This is a genomic window from Sphingomonas sp., assembly GCF_035490575.1.
GTDB lineage: Bacteria > Pseudomonadota > Alphaproteobacteria > Sphingomonadales > Sphingomonadaceae > Sphingomonas.
On sequence record NZ_DATJLI010000022.1, the window covers coordinates 1 to 17271 of the forward strand.

The 17271-nt window shown below is 66.2% G+C and carries 19 protein-coding genes and 1 pseudogene; 8 read left to right on the forward strand and 12 right to left on the reverse strand.

Annotation, left to right across the window (positions count from 1 at the left end):
- From VL973_RS01495 to VL973_RS01505, 3 genes are all read right to left on the reverse strand, one after another.
- Window positions 1-915: nitrilase-related carbon-nitrogen hydrolase (locus tag VL973_RS01495; RefSeq protein ID WP_325282267.1), on the reverse strand; the 915-nt coding region annotated here is incomplete at its 3' end.
- Window positions 912-1424, reverse strand: a complete 513-nt coding sequence (locus tag VL973_RS01500; RefSeq protein WP_325282268.1) for a CinA family protein — start codon at window positions 1422-1424, stop codon at window positions 912-914. The genes VL973_RS01500 and VL973_RS01495, both read right to left, overlap by 4 nt.
- Window positions 1425-1484: 60 nt before the next feature.
- Window positions 1485-2153, reverse strand: coding sequence for a murein L,D-transpeptidase catalytic domain family protein (locus VL973_RS01505; protein ID WP_325282269.1), 669 nt, complete (start codon window positions 2151-2153; stop codon window positions 1485-1487).
- Window positions 2154-2340: 187 nt separating this feature from the next.
- Between VL973_RS01505 and VL973_RS01510 the strand changes: the two genes are divergently transcribed.
- A complete protein-coding gene (locus tag VL973_RS01510) occupies window positions 2341-3039 on the forward strand; it encodes a L,D-transpeptidase family protein (RefSeq protein WP_325282270.1) in 699 nt (232 codons plus the stop codon).
- A gap of 5 nt (window positions 3040-3044) precedes the next feature.
- Here the strand turns inward: VL973_RS01510 and VL973_RS01515 are convergent, their stop codons facing one another.
- Together VL973_RS01515 and VL973_RS01520 are read right to left on the reverse strand one after the other, a co-directional pair.
- A complete protein-coding gene (locus VL973_RS01515; protein WP_325282271.1) occupies window positions 3045-3632 on the reverse strand; it encodes a PRC-barrel domain-containing protein in 588 nt (195 codons plus the stop codon).
- A gap of 217 nt (window positions 3633-3849) precedes the next feature.
- On the reverse strand, window positions 3850-4368 hold the full coding sequence (locus tag VL973_RS01520; RefSeq protein ID WP_325282285.1) for a hypothetical protein: 519 nt from the start codon (window positions 4366-4368) through the stop codon (window positions 3850-3852).
- 45 nt (window positions 4369-4413) lie between these two features.
- On the opposite strand from VL973_RS01520, the pseudogene VL973_RS01525 reads away from it, so the two are divergent.
- A pseudogene (locus tag VL973_RS01525) lies at window positions 4414-4557 on the forward strand (short-chain fatty acyl-CoA regulator family protein); the annotation flags it as partial.
- A 48-nt stretch (window positions 4558-4605) separates the two neighbouring features.
- Here the strand turns inward: VL973_RS01525 and VL973_RS01530 are convergent.
- A complete protein-coding gene (locus tag VL973_RS01530) occupies window positions 4606-5949 on the reverse strand; it encodes an Nramp family divalent metal transporter (RefSeq protein ID WP_325282272.1) in 1344 nt (447 codons plus the stop codon).
- A gap of 117 nt (window positions 5950-6066) precedes the next feature.
- Here VL973_RS01530 and VL973_RS01535 point away from each other — a divergent pair, with 117 nt between their 5' ends.
- Together VL973_RS01535 and VL973_RS01540 are read left to right on the forward strand one after the other, a co-directional pair.
- Window positions 6067-6903: a diacylglycerol/lipid kinase family protein gene (locus tag VL973_RS01535; protein ID WP_325282273.1), complete on the forward strand. Its 837-nt coding sequence runs from the start codon at window positions 6067-6069 to the stop codon at window positions 6901-6903.
- Window positions 6900-7646 (forward strand): metallophosphoesterase family protein, encoded by a 747-nt coding sequence (locus VL973_RS01540; protein ID WP_325282274.1) that lies wholly within the window; start codon window positions 6900-6902, stop codon window positions 7644-7646. Before VL973_RS01535 ends, VL973_RS01540 begins: the two co-directional genes overlap by 4 nt.
- 48 nt (window positions 7647-7694) lie before the next feature.
- Here VL973_RS01540 and VL973_RS01545 read toward each other — a convergent pair whose 3' ends face one another.
- From VL973_RS01545 to VL973_RS01570, 6 genes are all read right to left on the reverse strand, one after another.
- Entirely contained in the window at window positions 7695-8444 is a 750-nt protein-coding gene (locus VL973_RS01545) for a class I SAM-dependent methyltransferase (RefSeq protein WP_325282275.1), read from the reverse strand.
- A gap of 61 nt (window positions 8445-8505) precedes the next feature.
- Window positions 8506-9018 carry a hypothetical protein gene (locus VL973_RS01550; protein WP_325282276.1) on the reverse strand — a complete coding sequence of 171 codons (513 nt, stop codon included), beginning with the start codon at window positions 9016-9018 and terminating at the stop codon, window positions 8506-8508.
- A gap of 119 nt (window positions 9019-9137) precedes the next feature.
- Window positions 9138-9707, reverse strand: coding sequence for a 30S ribosomal protein S9 (gene rpsI / locus VL973_RS01555; protein WP_325282277.1), 570 nt, complete (start codon window positions 9705-9707; stop codon window positions 9138-9140).
- Window positions 9707-10186 (reverse strand): 50S ribosomal protein L13, encoded by a 480-nt coding sequence (rplM, locus tag VL973_RS01560; protein WP_325282278.1) that lies wholly within the window; start codon window positions 10184-10186, stop codon window positions 9707-9709. Before rplM ends, rpsI begins: the two co-directional genes overlap by 1 nt.
- A gap of 164 nt (window positions 10187-10350) precedes the next feature.
- The gene (cutA, locus tag VL973_RS01565; RefSeq protein ID WP_325282279.1) at window positions 10351-10668 is read right to left on the reverse strand and encodes a divalent-cation tolerance protein CutA; all 318 of its coding nucleotides are present in this window, start codon (window positions 10666-10668) and stop codon (window positions 10351-10353) included.
- The gene (locus VL973_RS01570; protein ID WP_325282280.1) at window positions 10665-11720 is read right to left on the reverse strand and encodes a COX15/CtaA family protein; all 1056 of its coding nucleotides are present in this window, start codon (window positions 11718-11720) and stop codon (window positions 10665-10667) included. The genes cutA and VL973_RS01570 overlap by 4 nt, the downstream gene beginning before the upstream one ends.
- Before the next feature lie 102 nt (window positions 11721-11822).
- On the opposite strand from VL973_RS01570, the gene VL973_RS01575 reads away from it, so the two are divergent.
- The 4 genes from VL973_RS01575 to VL973_RS01590 all read left to right on the forward strand — a co-directional run bounded on the left by VL973_RS01575 (window position 11823) and on the right by VL973_RS01590 (window position 17224).
- The gene (locus VL973_RS01575; protein WP_325282281.1) at window positions 11823-12215 is read left to right on the forward strand and encodes a MerC domain-containing protein; all 393 of its coding nucleotides are present in this window, start codon (window positions 11823-11825) and stop codon (window positions 12213-12215) included.
- 44 nt (window positions 12216-12259) lie between these two features.
- Window positions 12260-12730 carry a Fur family transcriptional regulator gene (locus tag VL973_RS01580; RefSeq protein WP_325282282.1) on the forward strand — a complete coding sequence of 157 codons (471 nt, stop codon included), beginning with the start codon at window positions 12260-12262 and terminating at the stop codon, window positions 12728-12730.
- A 63-nt stretch (window positions 12731-12793) separates the two neighbouring features.
- Complete coding sequence (dxs, locus tag VL973_RS01585; protein WP_325282283.1) at window positions 12794-14716, forward strand: 1-deoxy-D-xylulose-5-phosphate synthase; 1923 nt, start codon at window positions 12794-12796, stop codon at window positions 14714-14716.
- Window positions 14717-14827: 111 nt separating this feature from the next.
- On the forward strand, window positions 14828-17224 hold the full coding sequence (locus tag VL973_RS01590) for a TonB-dependent receptor (RefSeq protein WP_325282284.1): 2397 nt from the start codon (window positions 14828-14830) through the stop codon (window positions 17222-17224).
- Window positions 17225-17271: the final 47 nt, after the last annotated feature.

The window sequence follows — 17271 nt, forward strand, 5'->3', positions numbered from 1 at the left end:
GCGCGTTTCCGGGTGCCCGTTCGCTGCCGCGCAATCGTTGAAGGTGCCGGTTCGTGCGCGCTCCAGCCGCAAGCGTCCGACATCGACATCGGCGACCACCAGCTCGGCGGCCAAGTCGAACCGCTCGGAAATGGCGAGCAGATCGCCCAGTTCGTGGATCATGCCTTGCCCGTCCCACGCCAGGTCGGTGGTGCTCTCCCCCGGACCACTGGCCGAATAGACATAGGCGCAGAGGCCTCGCGCCGATTGCGCCGCCGACAGCAGTTCACGCTCGCGCGCCTTGCCGATGACGATGTTCGACGCCGACAGGTTGCAGCAGATCAGCGCCCCGGCCAGCGCGCCTGCCGTCGATGGCGGCAGCGGCGCCCAGTAATCCTCACAGATCTCGGCGTGGAAAACGAAGTCGGGCAGGTCGGACGCGGCAAAGATCAGGTCGGTGCCGAACGGCGCCACCTGTCCCGCCACGGCAATGTCCAGCCCGCTCAGGCCGACGCCCGGCGCGAACCAGCGCTTCTCGTAATATTCGCGGTAATTGGGCAGGAAGCTCTTGGGCACCACGCCCAACACGCGGCCGCGCGCGACGGCGACGGCGCAGTTATAGATGCGGCCATTGCGGCGCAGCGGCGCCCCCAGCAGCAGGACGGGGCGCAGCGCCGCGCTGGCCTCGATCACCCGTGCCAGCGCCGTTTCCACGCCCGACAGCAGCGCATCCTGCAAATGCAGGTCGTCGATCGCATAGCCGCTCAGATTCAGTTCGGGGAACACCACCAGGTCGACGGCCTGTGCATCGGCATGGCGGGCCAACTCGATCGCGTGGTCGGCCGCGCTGGCGGGATCGCCGACCACGCCGGGCGGCGTCGCGGCGGCGACGCGGACAAAGCCGTGCGCGTGATGCGACCAGAAACGATGCGTCAAGAAAGCGCCTCCTCGAACAATGTCAGCGCGACGCGGATCGCGGCGATGCGCGTCGCGCCGCGACCGATATCACCGAAATGTTCTTCGCGGTGCATCGTTTCGCCGCCACGCGTCGCGCAGCCGAAATGCACAAGGCCCGGCTCGTCCTCCGGCGCGGCGCGCCCGGCAAAGCCGGTGACGGCGACGGCGATATCGGCGTGGCTGGCACTCAGCGCGCCTTGTGCCATGGCGATGGCGACTTCGCGGCTGACGGCGTGGCACCGCTCGACCGTCTCGCGCGCCAGTCCCAGCAATTCGCATTTGGCATCATAGCTATAGGTGACGAAGCCGCGTTCGAACGCCGAGGAGCATCCCTCCACATCGGTCAGCAGCGAGGCGAGCAGGCCACCGGTGCAACTTTCGGCCGTGGCCAGGCTGCGGTCGGTTCGGCACGCGCGTTCCAGCACGCGTCGCGCCGACGTTTCGATATCGTCGGGCAGGGCGGGGGACAGGGTTTCGGTTTCGCTCATGCCCGCAGGTTTAAGCGGCAGGCAGGCGCTTCGCCATAGCGACAGGTTATTCCGGCGCGATCAACCCTTGGCCGCATAGACCAGCGCGCCTTCGCCCAGATGGTCGAACACGCGCTGCAATTCTGCCTCTCCGACCGCAAAGCATCCCTGGCTGCGGCCCAGCTTGCCATGGGCGCTCAGCATGTCCTTGTTGGCATACCAGGCGCCGTGAATGACGATGGCGCGCGCCATCGCGTTGGAATTGGTGGGGTCCAGCCCGACCAGCCGCTGTGAACGGTCGTGCTGGCCGATATAATAATCGGTCGCGATGAACGCCCCTTCGCAAGTCGCCTCCGACCCGTTCTCGTTCGAGAAACGCTGGAGAAAGGCGGTGTGACCGGGGTCGGAACCGATGCCGTGCGCCACCAGCAGCTTGTCGACGCGCCCATTGGCAAGGTCGACCAGCGCCAGTCGCGAGCGATAGGACGGATGGCTGAAATCGACGATCGCCACCTTGTCGCGCTGCCGAAGCCGGTCGCCATATTTATCGCGCGCGGCAACCGCGCGCTCGACCAGCGATTGCGAAACCCCGGCGATGCGGGGCGGCGGTGCGGGTTGAGCGGGGACCGGAGCAGGGCCGGGCGCGACTGGCGGCGGTGCTTTCTGTGCGACGCTGACCGGCGCCGCCGCCTCGCGCATACAGCCAGGGATGAAGATTGCCGCCGCCGTGATGCCGCCGGCACGAAGCATCCCCCGCCGGGATGCGCTTGTGGTTAACAAGTCGTTCACGATGCGCTAGGCTCGGTCAATGATCGAAGCATGGCGCGGCTATAGCATGGAAAGCCTTGAGATGCGGGGCCTTGGCGCCCGTGCCTCACGCGGCTTGTCCGGCGGTGGGCACAGTTCGCCGATAACGGCACGGCTCTTGCGGCGAGTCGTGTCTGTCGCCGGGTCGGCGATGCTGATGATGGCCGCTCCCGCCGCGTTTGCGGGGCAATCGCCGGTTGAAGCGCGCGCCGCATCGATGCGTGCGGGTGAGTATGTCTGGCGCGACGACGCGCCCGCCGCCGGTCCGGTCGCTATCGTGATCGGGCTGGAGGATCAACTCGCCTATGTCTATCGCGGCGGGAAATTGCTGGGCATATCGACGGTTTCGACGGGCAAGCGCGGCAAGTCGACCCCGACCGGCGAGTTCAACATCCTTCAGAAAAAGGTGTTTCACCGCTCGAACCTCTATTCGAATGCGCCGATGCCCTACATGCAGCGCCTGACCTGGGACGGGATTGCGATCCATGCGGGCCACTTGCCGGGCTATCCGGCGTCGCATGGCTGCATCCGCTTGCCGAGCGCCTTCGCCAAGCGGCTCTATGACCTGACCGAGATGGGCGGCGCAGTGCGCGTCGTGCGCTCGCTGGGGATGAGGCAGTCGCCGCTTCCCGCGCCAAAGGCGCCGCCCCCCGCATTGCCGCCGGTCATCGTCGCTGATGCCGGATCCGTCGCGCGCCATGACGATGCCGCACGCGTCGGGAACCGCGCCGCTGCGCCCCGGATACAGGTGACAGCCGACGCCACGGGGTTCGACGCGTTCGATGCGGTCTATGCCGGGGGATATGGCGCCAAGGGCGGTGCGCGCTGAACGGTTCAGGCGGCGCGGGGCAGGTGGCCAGGCCAGTCATCAGCCTTTAATTCGGGCAAGCTGCACAGCGCCTCGCGGCCAGCATCGAATCGCACTGCGTCCTTCCTGAACGCAACCCGATCGGGTTCGACCGCGTGCAGCGTTTCGCCGACGCCGCCCACGCCCCCGCAACTGATGACCAGATATTCGATCGAATGGTCGCGACAGCCGAGCATCGCGTCGACCACCTGACCGATCGTCTCACCCTCGCCATTGACAACCTTTGCCCCGACGACGTGACCCATGGCGAATTTGTCCTGACCGTTTTCCCGCGCGCTATGGTCCTGCGCGCGTGCACCGGCCTTGTCATATCGCGCCTGTCGTCCCAGCCAGCGCCAGATGCCGACGGCGTTCACCACGGTCAGAAAACCATTGGTGAGCAACAAATTGGTCTGGCCCGATGTGACGCCGACGATCGACCAGGCGACCGAACCGACCGAGAACACGACAAAGCCCCAGCCGGTCACGCGCGCGCCCAGATTGGCGGCGGTCATCATCGCCGCGATCATCGTCGCGGCGGGCGCGATCCATCCGGCCAGTTCGGCGATCGGCATTGGCGTTTCCCTGTTGGTTGCGGCGCCTGAACGCCGGCGGCGCGGCCGCTGTTCCGCCGGTCATCCGGTAAAGAATTGACCGGCCCGGCACGACGCGTCAGCTTGGTCGGGGAGGGGGCCGGACATGGCCGAGCGCAAGCTGATCGCCGGACATGCGGTCAGCCGCGTGCGCCGGCAAGCGGGCTGACACAGGCCCCGGTGGCCGAGGCGCTCGACATCACCCAGCTATCTCAACCTTGTCGAGCGTAGCCAGCGTCCGGTGTCGGCCACCCTGCTGGTGCGACCGGCCGAGCGGTTCGATTTCGACACCCGCGCACTGGCGGTGGGCGGACCGGGCGGCGGCGCAGCGGCGATGAGACGGCGGTTGGCCGATCCGATATTCGCCGATCTCCACATCGACCGAGCCGAGCTTGAGGAATGGCTGGCGGGCGCCTCGGGCGGGGCGGAGGCGTTCGCCCGCGCATTCGATGCGCGGCGAGGGGCAGTGGGCGGCGCAGATGACGCCAATCAGCGCGTCGCGCATGAAGTGCGCCGCGCGATCGAACATTGGCGCAACCACTTCGCCGACCTGGATATCGCGGCAGAGGCCCCGGCCGACGAACTGCGGATGGGCAGCGGCGACATGGGACAGGCGATCGCCGACCGGCTTCGCACCCGGCATCAATTGTCGGTTCGCATCCTGCCCGTCAGTGTCATGCCCGATCGGCGCTGGCGACTGGACCTGCACGCGCGCCATTTACAATTATCGGAAAGGCTCGACTTGATCGCGCGCGCGTTCGCCATGGCCGAGCGGCTGGCGACGCTGGCGGCGGCACGCGGCATCGAACTAATGGGTGCGGCGACACCCATCGGCCTTGGCTGTGCCGCGTGCACACGTCCTGATTGCCCGCAGCGCAGCGCCCCACCCGCGGCGCGCACCCGCATCGTCAACGACCCGCGAAGCCGGGGTCAGTCCGTTCGTGTTCGCACGCGATTAACCGGCAAAGGTCTGGAACAGCAGCGTCAGGTTGAGGGCGATGACCGCAAAGCAGATGCCCCAGGCAATGACCTTCAGCATCGGCCCGTTGACGAACCCGCCCATCAGCTTGCGGTCGCTGGTGAACTGAACCAGCGGCCACACGGCAAAGGGCAGTTGCAGGCTGAGCACCACCTGGCTCAGCACCAGCAACCGCGCGGTGCCGCTTTCGCCATATAGTGCCGCCACGGTCGCAGCGGGGACGATCGCGATCAGCCGGGTGACGATGCGCCGCAGCCAGATCGGCATCCGCAGGTGCAGGAACCCCTCCATCACGATCTGGCCGGCAAGCGTGCCCGTCACGGTCGAGTTCTGTCCCGACGCCAGCAGCGCGACGGCGAACAAGGTGCTGGCCAGCCCGGCCCCCAGCATCGGCGTCAGCAACTGATACGCGTCCTGAATCTCGGCAATGTCGGTGCGCCCGGCGGTGTGGAAGGTTGCCGCCGCCAGGATCAGGATCGATGCGTTGATGAAAAAGGCCAGACCCAGTGCGACGGTCGAATCGATCGTCGCCAGTTTCAGCGCGTCACGTTTGCCCGCTTCATCCTGAACGAACGAGCGCGTCTGGACGATCGAGCTGTGCAGATACAGATTATGCGGCATCACGGTCGCGCCTAGGATGCCGATGGCGATATACAGCATCGCGGGATTGGTGACGATCTGGGGCGAGGGGACCAGCCCGCTCGCGACCGCTGCGAAATTCGGCTGCGCCAGCGCCAGCTCGACCATGAAACAGGCGGCGATGATGATGAGCAGCGCCACGATGAACGCTTCCAGCTTGCGAAAGCCGAAACGTTGCAGCGCCAGGATCAGCATCACATCGACCGCGGTTATCGCGATGCCCGCGACCAGCGGGATGCCGAACAGCAATTGCAGCGCGATCGCCGTGCCGATCACCTCCGCCAGATCGCACGCAATGATCGCCAGTTCGCAAAGCGCCCACAATGTCCAGCGCGCAACCGGCCCATATTGCTCGGCACAGGCCTGTGCCAGATCGCGTCCGGCGACGATGCCCAGCTTGGCCGACAGCGATTGCAGCACCATCGCCATCAGGTTGGACAGCAGGATGACCGACAACAGCGTGTAGCCGAATGCCGATCCCCCTGCGAGGTCGGTGGCCCAGTTGCCGGGGTCCATATAGCCGACCGCGACCAGATAGCCCGGCCCGGCGAAGGCACCCATCTTGCGCCAGAAATTGCCCTTGCCCGCCGCGGGCACGGCGACGCTGCGATAGCTTTCGGGCAGGCTGGGCGTTCGAATGTCGCCGTCCATCAATCCCCCGGCGGCTGGTGGCGGTGCCATGATCGGCGCAGTCCCCTTTGCTCACTGTGTCTGGCGCCCCCATAACGAGGCTGCGCGCACTTGGCTGCATCCTTAATCAAATCGGTTCGTTGTCGTTCCGACTTGATGGGGGAAGTGATGCGGAATCTGTGGTTCGTAACCAATCCCGCCTCGGGATCGGCGACGCAGGAGAAGTGCGACGCGATCGAGGCCGTGTTCGAGGAACGCGGGCTGAAACTGGTCGGCCGAACCGGTTTTCCCGACGAGCCATTGCCCGATGCGGCGGCGCTGGCGGCGGCGGGGGCAGACACGCTGGTGTTGTTCGCGGGCGACGGGACCATCAACGCGGCGCTTTGCGCGCTGTCCGACTGGGACGGCCGTTTTCTGATCCTGCCGGGCGGCACGATGAACCTGCTGGCGCGCGAACTCCACGACAGCGTCGATCCGCACGCCATCATCCATGCCGCGCATCAGCATCATGAAACCATCGCCATGCCATATATCGAAGCCGGGCCGCACCGCGCGTTTGTCGGGCTGATTATCGGGCCGGCCGCGCAATGGTTTCGCGCGCGGGAGGCCGTGCGGAAACGTCGCTTCCTGTCGCTGCTGCGCGCCTTTCGCCACGCATGGGGCCGCACCTTTGGCAAGGGCGTGCGTGTGTCGGGATCGGTGCGGTTGCGACGGCGATATCAGGCCGTGCTGGTCAAGCCCGATCCGCGCGGGCTGGACGTGGCCGGGGTCGATGCGCGCGACTGGCGGGCAATCGCGGAACTTGGCTGGAATTGGGTGTCGGGCGAGTGGGTGTCGGCGGCGTCGGTCACGAACGCGCTGTCGCGCCATCTGGTGATCGAAAGTCGTCGCCCCGTGCTGGCGCTGTTCGACGGTGAGCCGCAGCGGCTGGAGCGGGGCACGCGCATCACCGGCGGGATGAGCGAACAGCGCTTCATCGCCACGCGACTGGAGGCTGCGGCATGATCCGGCTGTTTCACGTCAGCGATCTGCATTTCGGGGCCGAGGACAAGGAAGCGCTGGCCTGGTTCGCACGGATTGTGCGGGATGAGCAACCTGATGCGATCCTGATGACCGGCGACCTGACGCAAAGCGCGCGCGCGAGCGAGTTCGAGGACGCCGCGCGGTGGCTCGAATCACTGGGCCGCCCGACGACGGTTGAGGTCGGCAATCACGACCTGCCCGTCTATAATCCGCTGCGCCGCCTGTTCCTGCCCTATCGCCGTTACAAGGCGCTGGAGCGGATGATCGAACGGCCGCTCGACCTGAATGGCGTGACCATCGCGCCGCTCAGGACGACGGCGCGGGTGCAACTGCGCTTCAACTGGTCAAAGGGCTATGTCACGCCGCAACGGCTGGCGCATACCGTCCGATTGGTCGAATCGGCGCCCGATGACGATCTGGTGTTCGTCACCGCGCATCACCCGCTGATCGAAGCGGGCACGCGCACCGATGCCCGGACCCGCGGGGGCGAACAGGCCCTGTCGCGGCTGGCACGCGCGGGGGCCGATGCGGTGCTGACCGGCCATGTCCACGACCCCTTCGATGTCGAGCATCCGGTGGACGGACGGGTGATGCGACTGATCGGGGCGGGCACCTTGTCGGAACGGGTCCGTGAAACGCGGCCCTCGTTCAACGAGATCCGGGTCGAGGGTCGCGCCTTTGAAACGATCGCCCGCGTCATGGATGCGCTCGATCACAAGGTCTGACGCGCCCGCAACGAGCGCAGGCTGGACCGACCGGCGCAGGCGGACCGATCAGCGCAGGCGACGGCCGATCAGCGTGCCCTTGGTCCCGTCGGTCGCCAGTTCGAAGCTGAAATTGGGCCAGTTACGGCGCCAGCGTGATGCCACCACCCGCTCGCCGGGGCGAGCGCCGTCGTCCAGCATGATCGCGCCGCCCACCGACAGCCGGTCGAACAGCACTTCCGCCGCGCCGCGCACAAAGGGATGGATGGTCCATGGCGGCCCGTCGATCACCAGCAGGTCGATCTGTTCGGGCAGTCCCGCAATGTCATACCACAGGCCCGGCCAGCCATCGGGCGCGGGGATCAGCGGCGCGGCGCGCATGTCGGCGTCGAGACCATGTTCGCGCAGCCATTCATGGGTGCCCGCGATGAAGTCGCCATGCTGGTCGAGGCTGTGCAGCCGCCCGCCACCATGGAGTTGGAGCGCGCGCGCCACGATCAGGCTTGACGCGCCCGCGCCCAGTTCGACCACCATTTGGGGACGGCGATCCTCGATCTCGTCGACGATCAGGCGCAACAGACCCGTGTCCGCCTTCCAGCTTCCCAGATTGGGCAGCGCGTCATGCGGTAGCGACAGGCGATCGAGCAGCACGCGTTTGTCGACGGGACGCCCGCCCGACAGGCTGCGCGCCAACCATGGCCACTGAATGGCACCCCACGCAATCGTGAAGGCGCGATCGCGCAGGGTCTGGCGCCAGCCATCGGGGCCAAGGCGGACATCGTTGCGCGGCAGAAAGCCGGTCGCGTGGCGGGTTGTCATGGGCGGGCGGTGAAGCGGGCCGCGAGGGCCAGGTCAAGCCCCATGCGACGGAGCGCGGCGATCAGGGGCCACAAGTCCATTCCCCAGCGATACGCCAAGGCGGTGCGCCAGGCCGATCAAGCGTCAGCGTCGCGGGTCGCGGTGGCGATTCGCCACGCTGAACGGCAGGTCCGGTCAGCGCGATCTGAGCCGTGATGCCCTCGCCCTGGAATGTTCCACCGTCGATCATCGCGTCGAAGCCGCCGGCTCGCCCAAGCCGCACCGGCCCCGCATCGCTTCGCACCACCGCTTCGGCCGGGCGAACTGCATCAACATCGCCGCGCGCCAGCAGCAGGGTCTGGTTTCGGGCGGAAAAGCTGCACGCCAGTTCACCCGCCGGCGCGGCGGCCTCGATCGTTCCGGGCAGCAGGGCGCGCAGGCCGACGGGTTCGGCGGGAACCGTGGGGCCGGGCGTCGGCTCAGGCTGCTTTGTGGTTTCATTGGAGGGCGCCGCCGGTTGCGGGGCGCCACAGGCGAGCAGGAACAGGCAGGTCGCGGGCGCGAGCGGCAACCGGAGTGCGTGCGGAATGACCATCGCCTCTCTATCGCCGGGATGCGGTATGGTTCCGTCCGCCAACGCCGGAAACGACGATGCCAGTACAAAAAAGGGCGACCCGTTGCCGGATCGCCCCAATTTCGTGCCCGGATCGCCGGTCAGCGCTTCGAGAACTGGAAGCTGCGGCGGGCCTTGGCCTTGCCATATTTCTTACGCTCAACCGCACGGCTGTCGCGGGTCAGGAAGCCGGCCGCCTTGACCGGGGCGCGCAGCACCGGCTCGTAACGGGTCAGCGCCTGCGCGATACCGTGCTTGACGGCGCCTGCCTGACCCGACAGGCCGCCGCCCTTGACCGTGCAGACAACGTCATACTGACCTTCGCGCTCGGACACGCCGAACGGCTGGTTGATGACCAGACGCAGCGTCGGACGCGCGAAATAAACTTCCTGATCGCGACCGTTGATCGTGATCTTGCCCGAACCCGGCTTCAGCCAGACGCGTGCGACGGCATCCTTGCGGCGGCCGGTCGCATAAGCGCGGCCATAGGCGTCGAGTTCCTGTTCCCGCAGCGGCATCGTCGGCGCGGCGGGCTGAACGGGGGCGGTGGTTTCCGACGCATCGCCGTCGACCGCCGTTTCAGTGGCGGTGTCGGTGGCCGGAGCCTGATCCTGCGGCTGACCCTGGGTCAGCGCGGCCAGGTCGGAAAGAGACTGGCGGTTGTCGGACATTATGCGCCCACCTTGTTCTTGCGGTTCATCGACGCGATGTCGAGGACTTCGGGGTTCTGCGCTTCGTGCGGATGCTCGGCGCCCTTGTAGATGCGAAGGTTCCGCATCTGCTGGCGGCCCAGCGGGCCACGAGGGATCATGCGCTCGATCGCCTTTTCCAGCACGCGTTCGGGAAAGCGGCCGTCCAGCACCTTGGCGGCGGTCACTTCCTTGATGCCGCCGGCATAACCGGTGTGCTTGTAATAGGTCTTCTGATCCAGCTTCTTGCCGGTGAAGCGCACCTTGTCGGCGTTGATGACGATGACATTGTCGCCGCAATCGACGTGCGGGGTAAAGCTGGTCTTGTGCTTGCCGCGCAGGACATTGGCGATGATCGTCGCCGCACGACCGACCACCAGGCCTTCGGCATCGACAATATGCCACTTCTTTTCCACCTCGGCCGGCTTGACCGACTTGGTGGTCTTCATGAGGGCCTTCATGGCTCTATCGACCTTCTGATAGGGAAAACGGAACGCCGCCCGGTAAAAGGCGGCGTGCGTGGCGTGTTCAATGACGCGGGAATGCCTTCAAGTCAAGCTCCGCCGCGGGTTTGCTGACGGGTATCAGGATACCTAGGGGCTGGGGAGGGCGGTTTTCCGGCGGTTCAGTCGCCGACGGCGTCCTCGATCCATTTCAGCGCCGCATCGGTGGCGGCGGCGGGCCACAATTCGATCATGGGCAGGTCATAGCTGTGCAGTTCGGCGATGCGGTCGCGTAGCGGCAGGGCGCGCGCGACGCTGGTCTTGAACAGCACCGGCGTCTCGACCTCGCTCTCGACCCGGTCGCGCCAGCGATAGACCGACGTGCACGATGCCATCACATTGGCACAGGCGGCCAGCCGTTCCTCGACCACCGCGCGCGCGATGGCCTCTGCCTCCTCGACCGAACCGAACGTGACCTGGACCAACGCGATATCGCTCATGCAGCGTGCCTCCCCACGGAATGTGCACCCCAGGCGGCGGCGATGACCAGCAACGCGCCAACCACCTGATGCGTCAGCGCGGGGTGAAACGCGACCCCGCTGACGACGGTGACGACGCCCAGCAGGATCTGGATGCCCACCGCGCTGTGAATGGCGATGGCCGCCGGCCGGTCGCCCGCGCGCCTGGCTGCCCGCGCCAGCACGATCAGCGCGGCGAGCGTGAAAAAGGCCCACCAGCGATGGACGAAATGGATCGCGAAAGGATCATTGAGGATCGCATGGCCGATGCCGCGCGACCAATCGGCCTGCGGCAGGAACCGGCCGTTCATCAGCGGCCATTCGCTGGTCACCAGCCCGGCGTTCAGGCCCGCGGTGAACGCGCCGAACATGATCTGCACCGCCAGCACGGCAAGCGCCAGCAGCGCGACGGGGCGCAGCCTGGCCGGACCTGCGCGCCGGTTCCGGCAAAGGGTGCTGAGGTCGCGCGCGGTCCAGACCAACCCGCCCAGGATGAACAGCGCCAGCATCAGATGCGCGGCCAGCCGGAAATGGCTGACATCGGTGCGCTCGACCAGACCCGACGCAACCATCCACCAACCCACCGCCCCCTGCGCCGCGCCAAGCGCCAGCAAGGCCAGGAGGCGAGGATGGTATCCCGCCGGTATCCGGCCCCTGAACCAGAACCACAGCAGCGGCAGCGCAAAGGCCATGCCGATCAACCGGCCGAGCAGCCGGTGGAACCATTCCCAGAAATAGATAAACTTGAAGTCCGCCATGCTCATGCCGGCATTGACCTGCCGATATTCGGGCGTCGCCTGATATTTGGCGAACTCGACCTGCCAGTCGGCATCCGACAATGGCGGCAGGGTGCCCGACACCGGCTTCCATTCGGTGATCGACAGGCCCGATTCGGTCAGGCGGGTGATGCCGCCCACCGCGACCATCAGCACGATCAGCGCGGCGACGAACCAGAGCCAGCCGGCCACGATGCGGGGCTTGCCACGAGCGGCATCGCTGCGGGGAAATGGCGGATGGATGACGCGACTGTTCACGCATGGCGGTTTAGGATGTCGTGCCCGCTGCGTCGATGGGACGAATTGCCATATGCAAAAAAGTCGTGATGTGATGTTGTAACCTTGATCGTCCGGGCCTAGATGGCGCTCGTGATCTGCTCCGCTGCCTCTCCGCGCACGCCGCGTAACCGGCTCGACCGGCTGGCCATTGCGCTGTCGGCGCTGTGCCTGGCGCATTGCCTTGCCAGCGCAATCGTGCTGGCGCTGTTCGCCTCCTTTGCCGGGCCGCTGCTCGATGACCGCATCCACGAAATCGGCCTTGGCGTCGCTGTGATCCTGGGCGCGGTGGCGCTGGGACGCGGGCTGCGGCGGCACGGCCGGCGGCTGCCATTGGTGGTCGGATCGGTCGGGCTGGTGCTGATGGCGCTCGATATCCTGCTGCCGCATGGGCCGGGCGAAGTGGCGGCGACCATCGTGGGGGTCAGCCTGCTGGCGCTGGGCCATTGGCTCAACCAGCGCGCGGTGCGGCGCTGATCGCACGGCTTGTCCGGCCGGGCGCGGCTGCTTAAGTCCGTTCCATGGCAACCCACCATCATCACGACGATCGCGGTCCCGAACTGACCGACGCCGCCCGCGCGGCGCTGGAACAGGCGGGGGAGCAATGGACGCCGATGCGCGCCAGCGTGTTCGAGGCATTGGCGGGGTTTGAGAAGCCCGCCAGCGCCTATGACATTGCCGAGGCGGTGTCGAAGGCGGTCGGCCGCCGCGTCGCCGCGAACAGCGTTTATCGCATTCTCGACCTGTTCGTCGGGGCCAATCTGGCGCGGCGGGTGGAAAGCGCCAATGCCTATGTTGCGAACACCCACCCGAATTGTCTGCACGACTGCATCTTCCTGGTCTGCGACCGCTGCGGCGATGCGCGCCATGTCGATGCCGACAAGGTCACGTCGATGGTCCGCGCCGTCGCGGCGGAAGCCGGTTTCGTGGCGCAGCGACCCATCGTCGAGGTTCGCGGGCTGTGTCCCGAATGCGCGGCGAGCGCCGCCTGAGACCGGCGCAAGGCCGTATCGCGGCCAATCGACACGCGTTTTCGGATGCGATAGGGCTGTGAGATGGTTCAGCTTCCCGATACGCCGCTGCTCGATACGGTTCGCACGCCCGATGAACTCCGCCGACTGGAGCCGGCCCAGCTGAAGCAGTTGGCCGAGGAACTTCGGGTCGAGACAATCTCCGCAGTGGGGACGACCGGCGGGCATCTGGGATCGGGACTTGGCGTCGTCGAGCTGACCGTTGCCATCCATTATGTGTTCAACACGCCTGATGACCGGCTGGTCTGGGATGTCGGCCATCAATGCTATCCGCACAAGATCCTGACCGGTCGCAGGGACCGCATTCGCACGCTGCGCCAGGGCGGCGGGCTGTCGGGCTTCACCAAGCGGGCCGAGAGTGAATATGACCCGTTCGGCGCGGCGCACAGCTCGACCTCGATCTCGGCGGCGTTGGGCTTTGCCGTCGCCAACAAGCTGACCGGTTCGCCGGGCAAGGGCATTGCCGTGATCGGCGACGGCGCGATGTCGGCGGGCATGGCATATGAAGCGATGAACAATGCCGAACAGGCGGGCAACCGTCTGGTCGTGATCCTGAACGACAACGACATGTCGATCGCGCCGCCGGTGGGCGGGCTGTCAGCCTATCTCAGCCGGATCGTGTCGAGCCGCGAGTTCCTGGGTCTGCGCGAGACGCTCAAGAAATTCGCCCGCCGCCTGCCGCGCCCGATGCACACCGCCGCCCGCAAGACCGACGAGTTCGCGCGTGGCATGACCATGGGCGGGACGCTGTTCGAGGAATTGGGCTTTTATTATGTCGGCCCGATCGACGGCCATAACCTCGACCATCTGATCCCCGTTCTTGAGAATGTCCGCGATGCGGAGGAGGGACCGATCCTGGTCCACGTCGTGACCAAAAAGGGCAAGGGTTACGCACCCGCCGAAAACGCTGCCGACAAATATCACGGCGTGCAGAAGTTCGATGTCATTACCGGCGCGCAGGCAAAGGCGCCGCCGGGACCGCCATCCTATCAGAATGTGTTCGGTGAAACGCTGGCCAGGCTGGCGGAAACCGACAGCCGCATCTGCGCCATCACCGCCGCCATGCCGTCGGGCACCGGCGTCGACAAGTTCGCACAGGCGCATCCCGACCGGGCGTTCGACGTCGGGATTGCCGAACAGCACGGTGTCACCTTTGCCGCGGGTCTCGCGGCACAGGGGATGCGCCCGTTCTGTGCGATCTATTCCACCTTCCTCCAGCGCGCCTATGACCAGGTGGTGCACGACGTGGCGATCCAGAATCTGCCGGTCCGCTTCGCTATCGACCGCGCGGGACTGGTCGGGGCCGATGGCGCGACCCATGCGGGCAGCTTCGACGTGACCTATCTCGCCAGCCTGCCCAATTTCGTGGTGATGGCCGCGGCGGACGAGGCGGAGCTGGTCCACATGACCTATACCGCCGCCGAACATGACAGCGGCCCGATCGCGGTGCGCTATCCGCGCGGCAACGGCACCGGCGTCGCCCTTCCCGACGTTCCGCAAAAGCTGGAGATCGGCAAGGGCCGCGTCGTGCGGGAGGGCAAGACGGTCGCCATCCTGTCGCTGGGCACCCGCCTTGGCGAAGCGCTGAAGGCCGCCGACACGCTGGAAGCCAAGGGGCTGTCGACCACCGTCGCCGACCTGCGTTTCGCCAAGCCGCTGGACGAGGCGCTGATCCGCCGCCTGCTGGCCACGCATGAAGTCGCGGTGACGATCGAGGAGAATGCGATCGGCGGGTTCGGCGCGCATGTGCTGACGCTCGCCAGCGATCAGGGGCTGATCGATGCAGGGCTGAAACTTCGCACGATGCGCCTGCCCGACCTGTTCCAGGACCAGAACAAGCCCGAGGTGCAATATGACGAAGCGGGGCTGAACGCGCCGCACATCGTCGATACTGTGCTCAAGGCGCTACGCCACAACAGTGAAAGCGTGGCCGACGTTCGCGCTTGAGCGCAAAGCTGTGAATAACGATGCGTCGTAACGCTGCCGTCATCATTTTGCAGCGCAGCGTTCACGCATCGCGCGCAACGCGCCCCCGATACCATAAGGGGGTTCACGAACATGTTGCGTCTTTCCGCGGCAGCATTGCTGCTTTCCACGGTCGCCACGCCTGCGCTGGCCCAGTCGTCGGTGCAGGATCCGGCCGCGACGCCCGATCAGGGTGCGACCGATTCGAACGACATCCTCGTCACCGCGCAGAAGATCGAGCAGCGGGCGGTGGATGTGCCGATCACCATTTCGGCCGTCACCGGCGCACGGATCAGCGAACTGGGCGTGGGCGATCTGGACGAATTGTCGAACTTCATTCCCGGTCTGAACATCCAGGAACAAAGCGCCAATAACCCCGGCATCGTCATCCGCGGTATCACGTCCGATTCGGGTTCGGCGCAGCAGGGTCCGCGCGTCACGCTTTATTATAACGGCGTCGATATTTCGCGTTCGCGCGGGTCGTATCAGGCGATCTATGACCTAGAACGGGTGGAGGTCATTAAGGGGCCACAGGCGACCCTGTTCGGCACCGCCAGCGCCGTCGGCGCAATCAGCCTGACCTCGGCGCGCCCGCGGGAGGGGTTTTCGGGATCGCTGACCGGCGGATACGGCAATTTCGACCAGACTTTGCTGTCGGGCTTCCTGAACGCCGGCAACGACAAGATTGCAGGCCGCGTCGCGTTCGAATGGAAGACGCGCGACGGCTATGTCGAAAATCTGGCGACCAGCCAGGAAGACGAGCTTTATGCACAGGACCAGTTGGGGGTCCGCGCCTCGCTGCGTTTCACGCCGACCGAAGACCTGACGATCGACCTGATCGGCACCTATGACCGCCAGCGCAATGGCGGCACGCCGTTCGTGTCGCGGGCACTGCCGCCGGGCAACCCCTTTGGCGATGTCAATCTGGGCGGTTCGCCGGTGTCGGCGGAGGCGCTGGGCGCCGGGCAACTTGGCCTGGATCGCGACGTCTATGACGTCAACCTGACCGCTTCGTGGGACTTTGCCGACGGGTGGAACTTCACCACCGTCAACGGCTATCGCGATTTCGACAGCCTTGAAATCTTCGACGCCGACGGTTCGGCCGCCTGGTATCTTGAGTTCGCCGAGTTCTCCAAGGGTTGGCAGGCGAGCCATGAAGGCCGCTTTAGCTATGCCGACCCGAACTGGCGCGCCCAGTTCGGCTGGAACGTGTTTGTCGAGGACGGCTTTCAGCGCGTGCCCTTCTCAAGCGAGGAGGGGACGTTCGGCCAGTGCATCACCGGCGGCGCGCTGGGGGCGGCGCTGGGTGAGCAACTGGGCCAGCAGATCGACCTGCCATGCGTGAACGCCGCCGGCATCCCCACCGCCCAGCAACTCACGCCGCTGCTGACCCAGGCCCTTGGCCTTGGCAACATCGCGGCGGTGCCGTATCGCAGCGAATTCGAGAATGTCGGCGAGAACGACACCTATTCGATGTTCGCCGATGTGACGTGGATTCCCGCGCCGCAGCTGGAACTGACCGCGGGTGCGCGGGTGCTGATCGAACAGCGTAAATCGGGTTATCGCGCTGATGTGCCGCGCCCGGTGCTGCTGTCGCAGATCGCGGCTGCGGTGCCCGACTTTGCCGAAGCGCTGCCGTCCATCGGCACGTCGCTGATCCCCGGCCAGATCGACACTGCGGGTCAGACCTTCTGGCGGCAGCAAAGCTATGCCGCGGTGCTGCCGCGTTTCAACGCGCTGTTCCGGCTGTCGGACGACATCAACGTCTTCGCCACCGTGTCGAAGGGTCGCCGCTCGCCGGTCGTCCAACTCGACGCGCAGCAGGTGAACGCGCTTCCCAGCCCGCGTCTGCAACTGGTGCCGGAGGAAACCGTCTGGAATTACGAAGGCGGTCTGAAGGGCAGCGTCGGCATCGCGTCCGGTTCGATCGGCGTCTATTATCAGCAATATGACAATTTCCAGGTCAGCGTCGTCGGCGACGATGGCGTTGCCCGCACGCAGAGCGCCGGCACCGCCAGCAATCTGGGTTTCGAGGCCGAACTGACCGTGCGCCCGACGACATGGCTCAGCCTGTTCGGCAATGTCGGCTATATCGACGGCGGCATTGACGACAGCGCGGAAAATGGCCGGTTTGCGGGCAACCGCTTCCGCCTTCAGCCCGAATGGCAGGCGGCAGGCGGCCTGACGATCGACGCGCCGCTGGGTGGTGGTATACGTTTCTTCGCGACGCCGACCGTGACGCATCGCAGCCGCATCTTCTTTGAAGTGCCGAACAATCCCGCCATTTCACAGGGACCGGTCACGCTGGTCAATGCACGCGCGGGCGTCAGCTTTGCCGATGAACGCTTCGAGCTGGCGGGCTTTATCCGCAATGCCTTTGACGAGGATTACCTGCTCGACGCGGGCAATACCGGTGGTGGGTTCGGCATTCCGACCTATATCCCCGCCGAACCGCGCTTTTATGGCGGACAGATCACCGCGCGCTTCTGATCGCCGGACAAAAAGGAAAGACCCCCGCCGCATCGTCGCGGCGGGGG

Excerpts from the sequence above, each read along its gene's own strand:
- dxs (WP_325282283.1), top strand. The coding sequence starts at position 12,794 with ATGGTTCAGCTTCCCGATACGCCGCTGCTCGATACGGTTCGCACGCCC.
- VL973_RS01500 (WP_325282268.1), bottom strand. The coding sequence starts at position 1,424 with ATGAGCGAAACCGAAACCCTGTCCCCCGCCCTGCCCGACGATATCGAA.
- VL973_RS01550 (WP_325282276.1), bottom strand. The coding sequence starts at position 9,018 with ATGGTCATTCCGCACGCACTCCGGTTGCCGCTCGCGCCCGCGACCTGC.
- VL973_RS01540 (WP_325282274.1), top strand. The coding sequence starts at position 6,900 with ATGATCCGGCTGTTTCACGTCAGCGATCTGCATTTCGGGGCCGAGGAC.
- VL973_RS01575 (WP_325282281.1), top strand. The coding sequence starts at position 11,823 with ATGGCGCTCGTGATCTGCTCCGCTGCCTCTCCGCGCACGCCGCGTAAC.
- VL973_RS01520 (WP_325282285.1), bottom strand. The coding sequence starts at position 4,368 with ATGGCGCGCGTGCAGGTCCAGTCGCCAGCGCCGATCGGGCATGACACT.
- rpsI (WP_325282277.1), bottom strand. The coding sequence starts at position 9,707 with ATGTCCGACAACCGCCAGTCTCTTTCCGACCTGGCCGCGCTGACCCAG.
- rplM (WP_325282278.1), bottom strand. The coding sequence starts at position 10,186 with ATGAAGGCCCTCATGAAGACCACCAAGTCGGTCAAGCCGGCCGAGGTG.
- VL973_RS01530 (WP_325282272.1), bottom strand. The coding sequence starts at position 5,949 with ATGGCACCGCCACCAGCCGCCGGGGGATTGATGGACGGCGACATTCGA.
- VL973_RS01515 (WP_325282271.1), bottom strand. The coding sequence starts at position 3,632 with ATGCCGATCGCCGAACTGGCCGGATGGATCGCGCCCGCCGCGACGATG.
- VL973_RS01535 (WP_325282273.1), top strand. The coding sequence starts at position 6,067 with ATGCGGAATCTGTGGTTCGTAACCAATCCCGCCTCGGGATCGGCGACG.
- cutA (WP_325282279.1), bottom strand. The coding sequence starts at position 10,668 with ATGAGCGATATCGCGTTGGTCCAGGTCACGTTCGGTTCGGTCGAGGAG.
- VL973_RS01590 (WP_325282284.1), top strand. The coding sequence starts at position 14,828 with ATGTTGCGTCTTTCCGCGGCAGCATTGCTGCTTTCCACGGTCGCCACG.
- VL973_RS01505 (WP_325282269.1), bottom strand. The coding sequence starts at position 2,153 with ATGCTTCGTGCCGGCGGCATCACGGCGGCGGCAATCTTCATCCCTGGC.
- VL973_RS01580 (WP_325282282.1), top strand. The coding sequence starts at position 12,260 with ATGGCAACCCACCATCATCACGACGATCGCGGTCCCGAACTGACCGAC.
- VL973_RS01545 (WP_325282275.1), bottom strand. The coding sequence starts at position 8,444 with ATGACAACCCGCCACGCGACCGGCTTTCTGCCGCGCAACGATGTCCGC.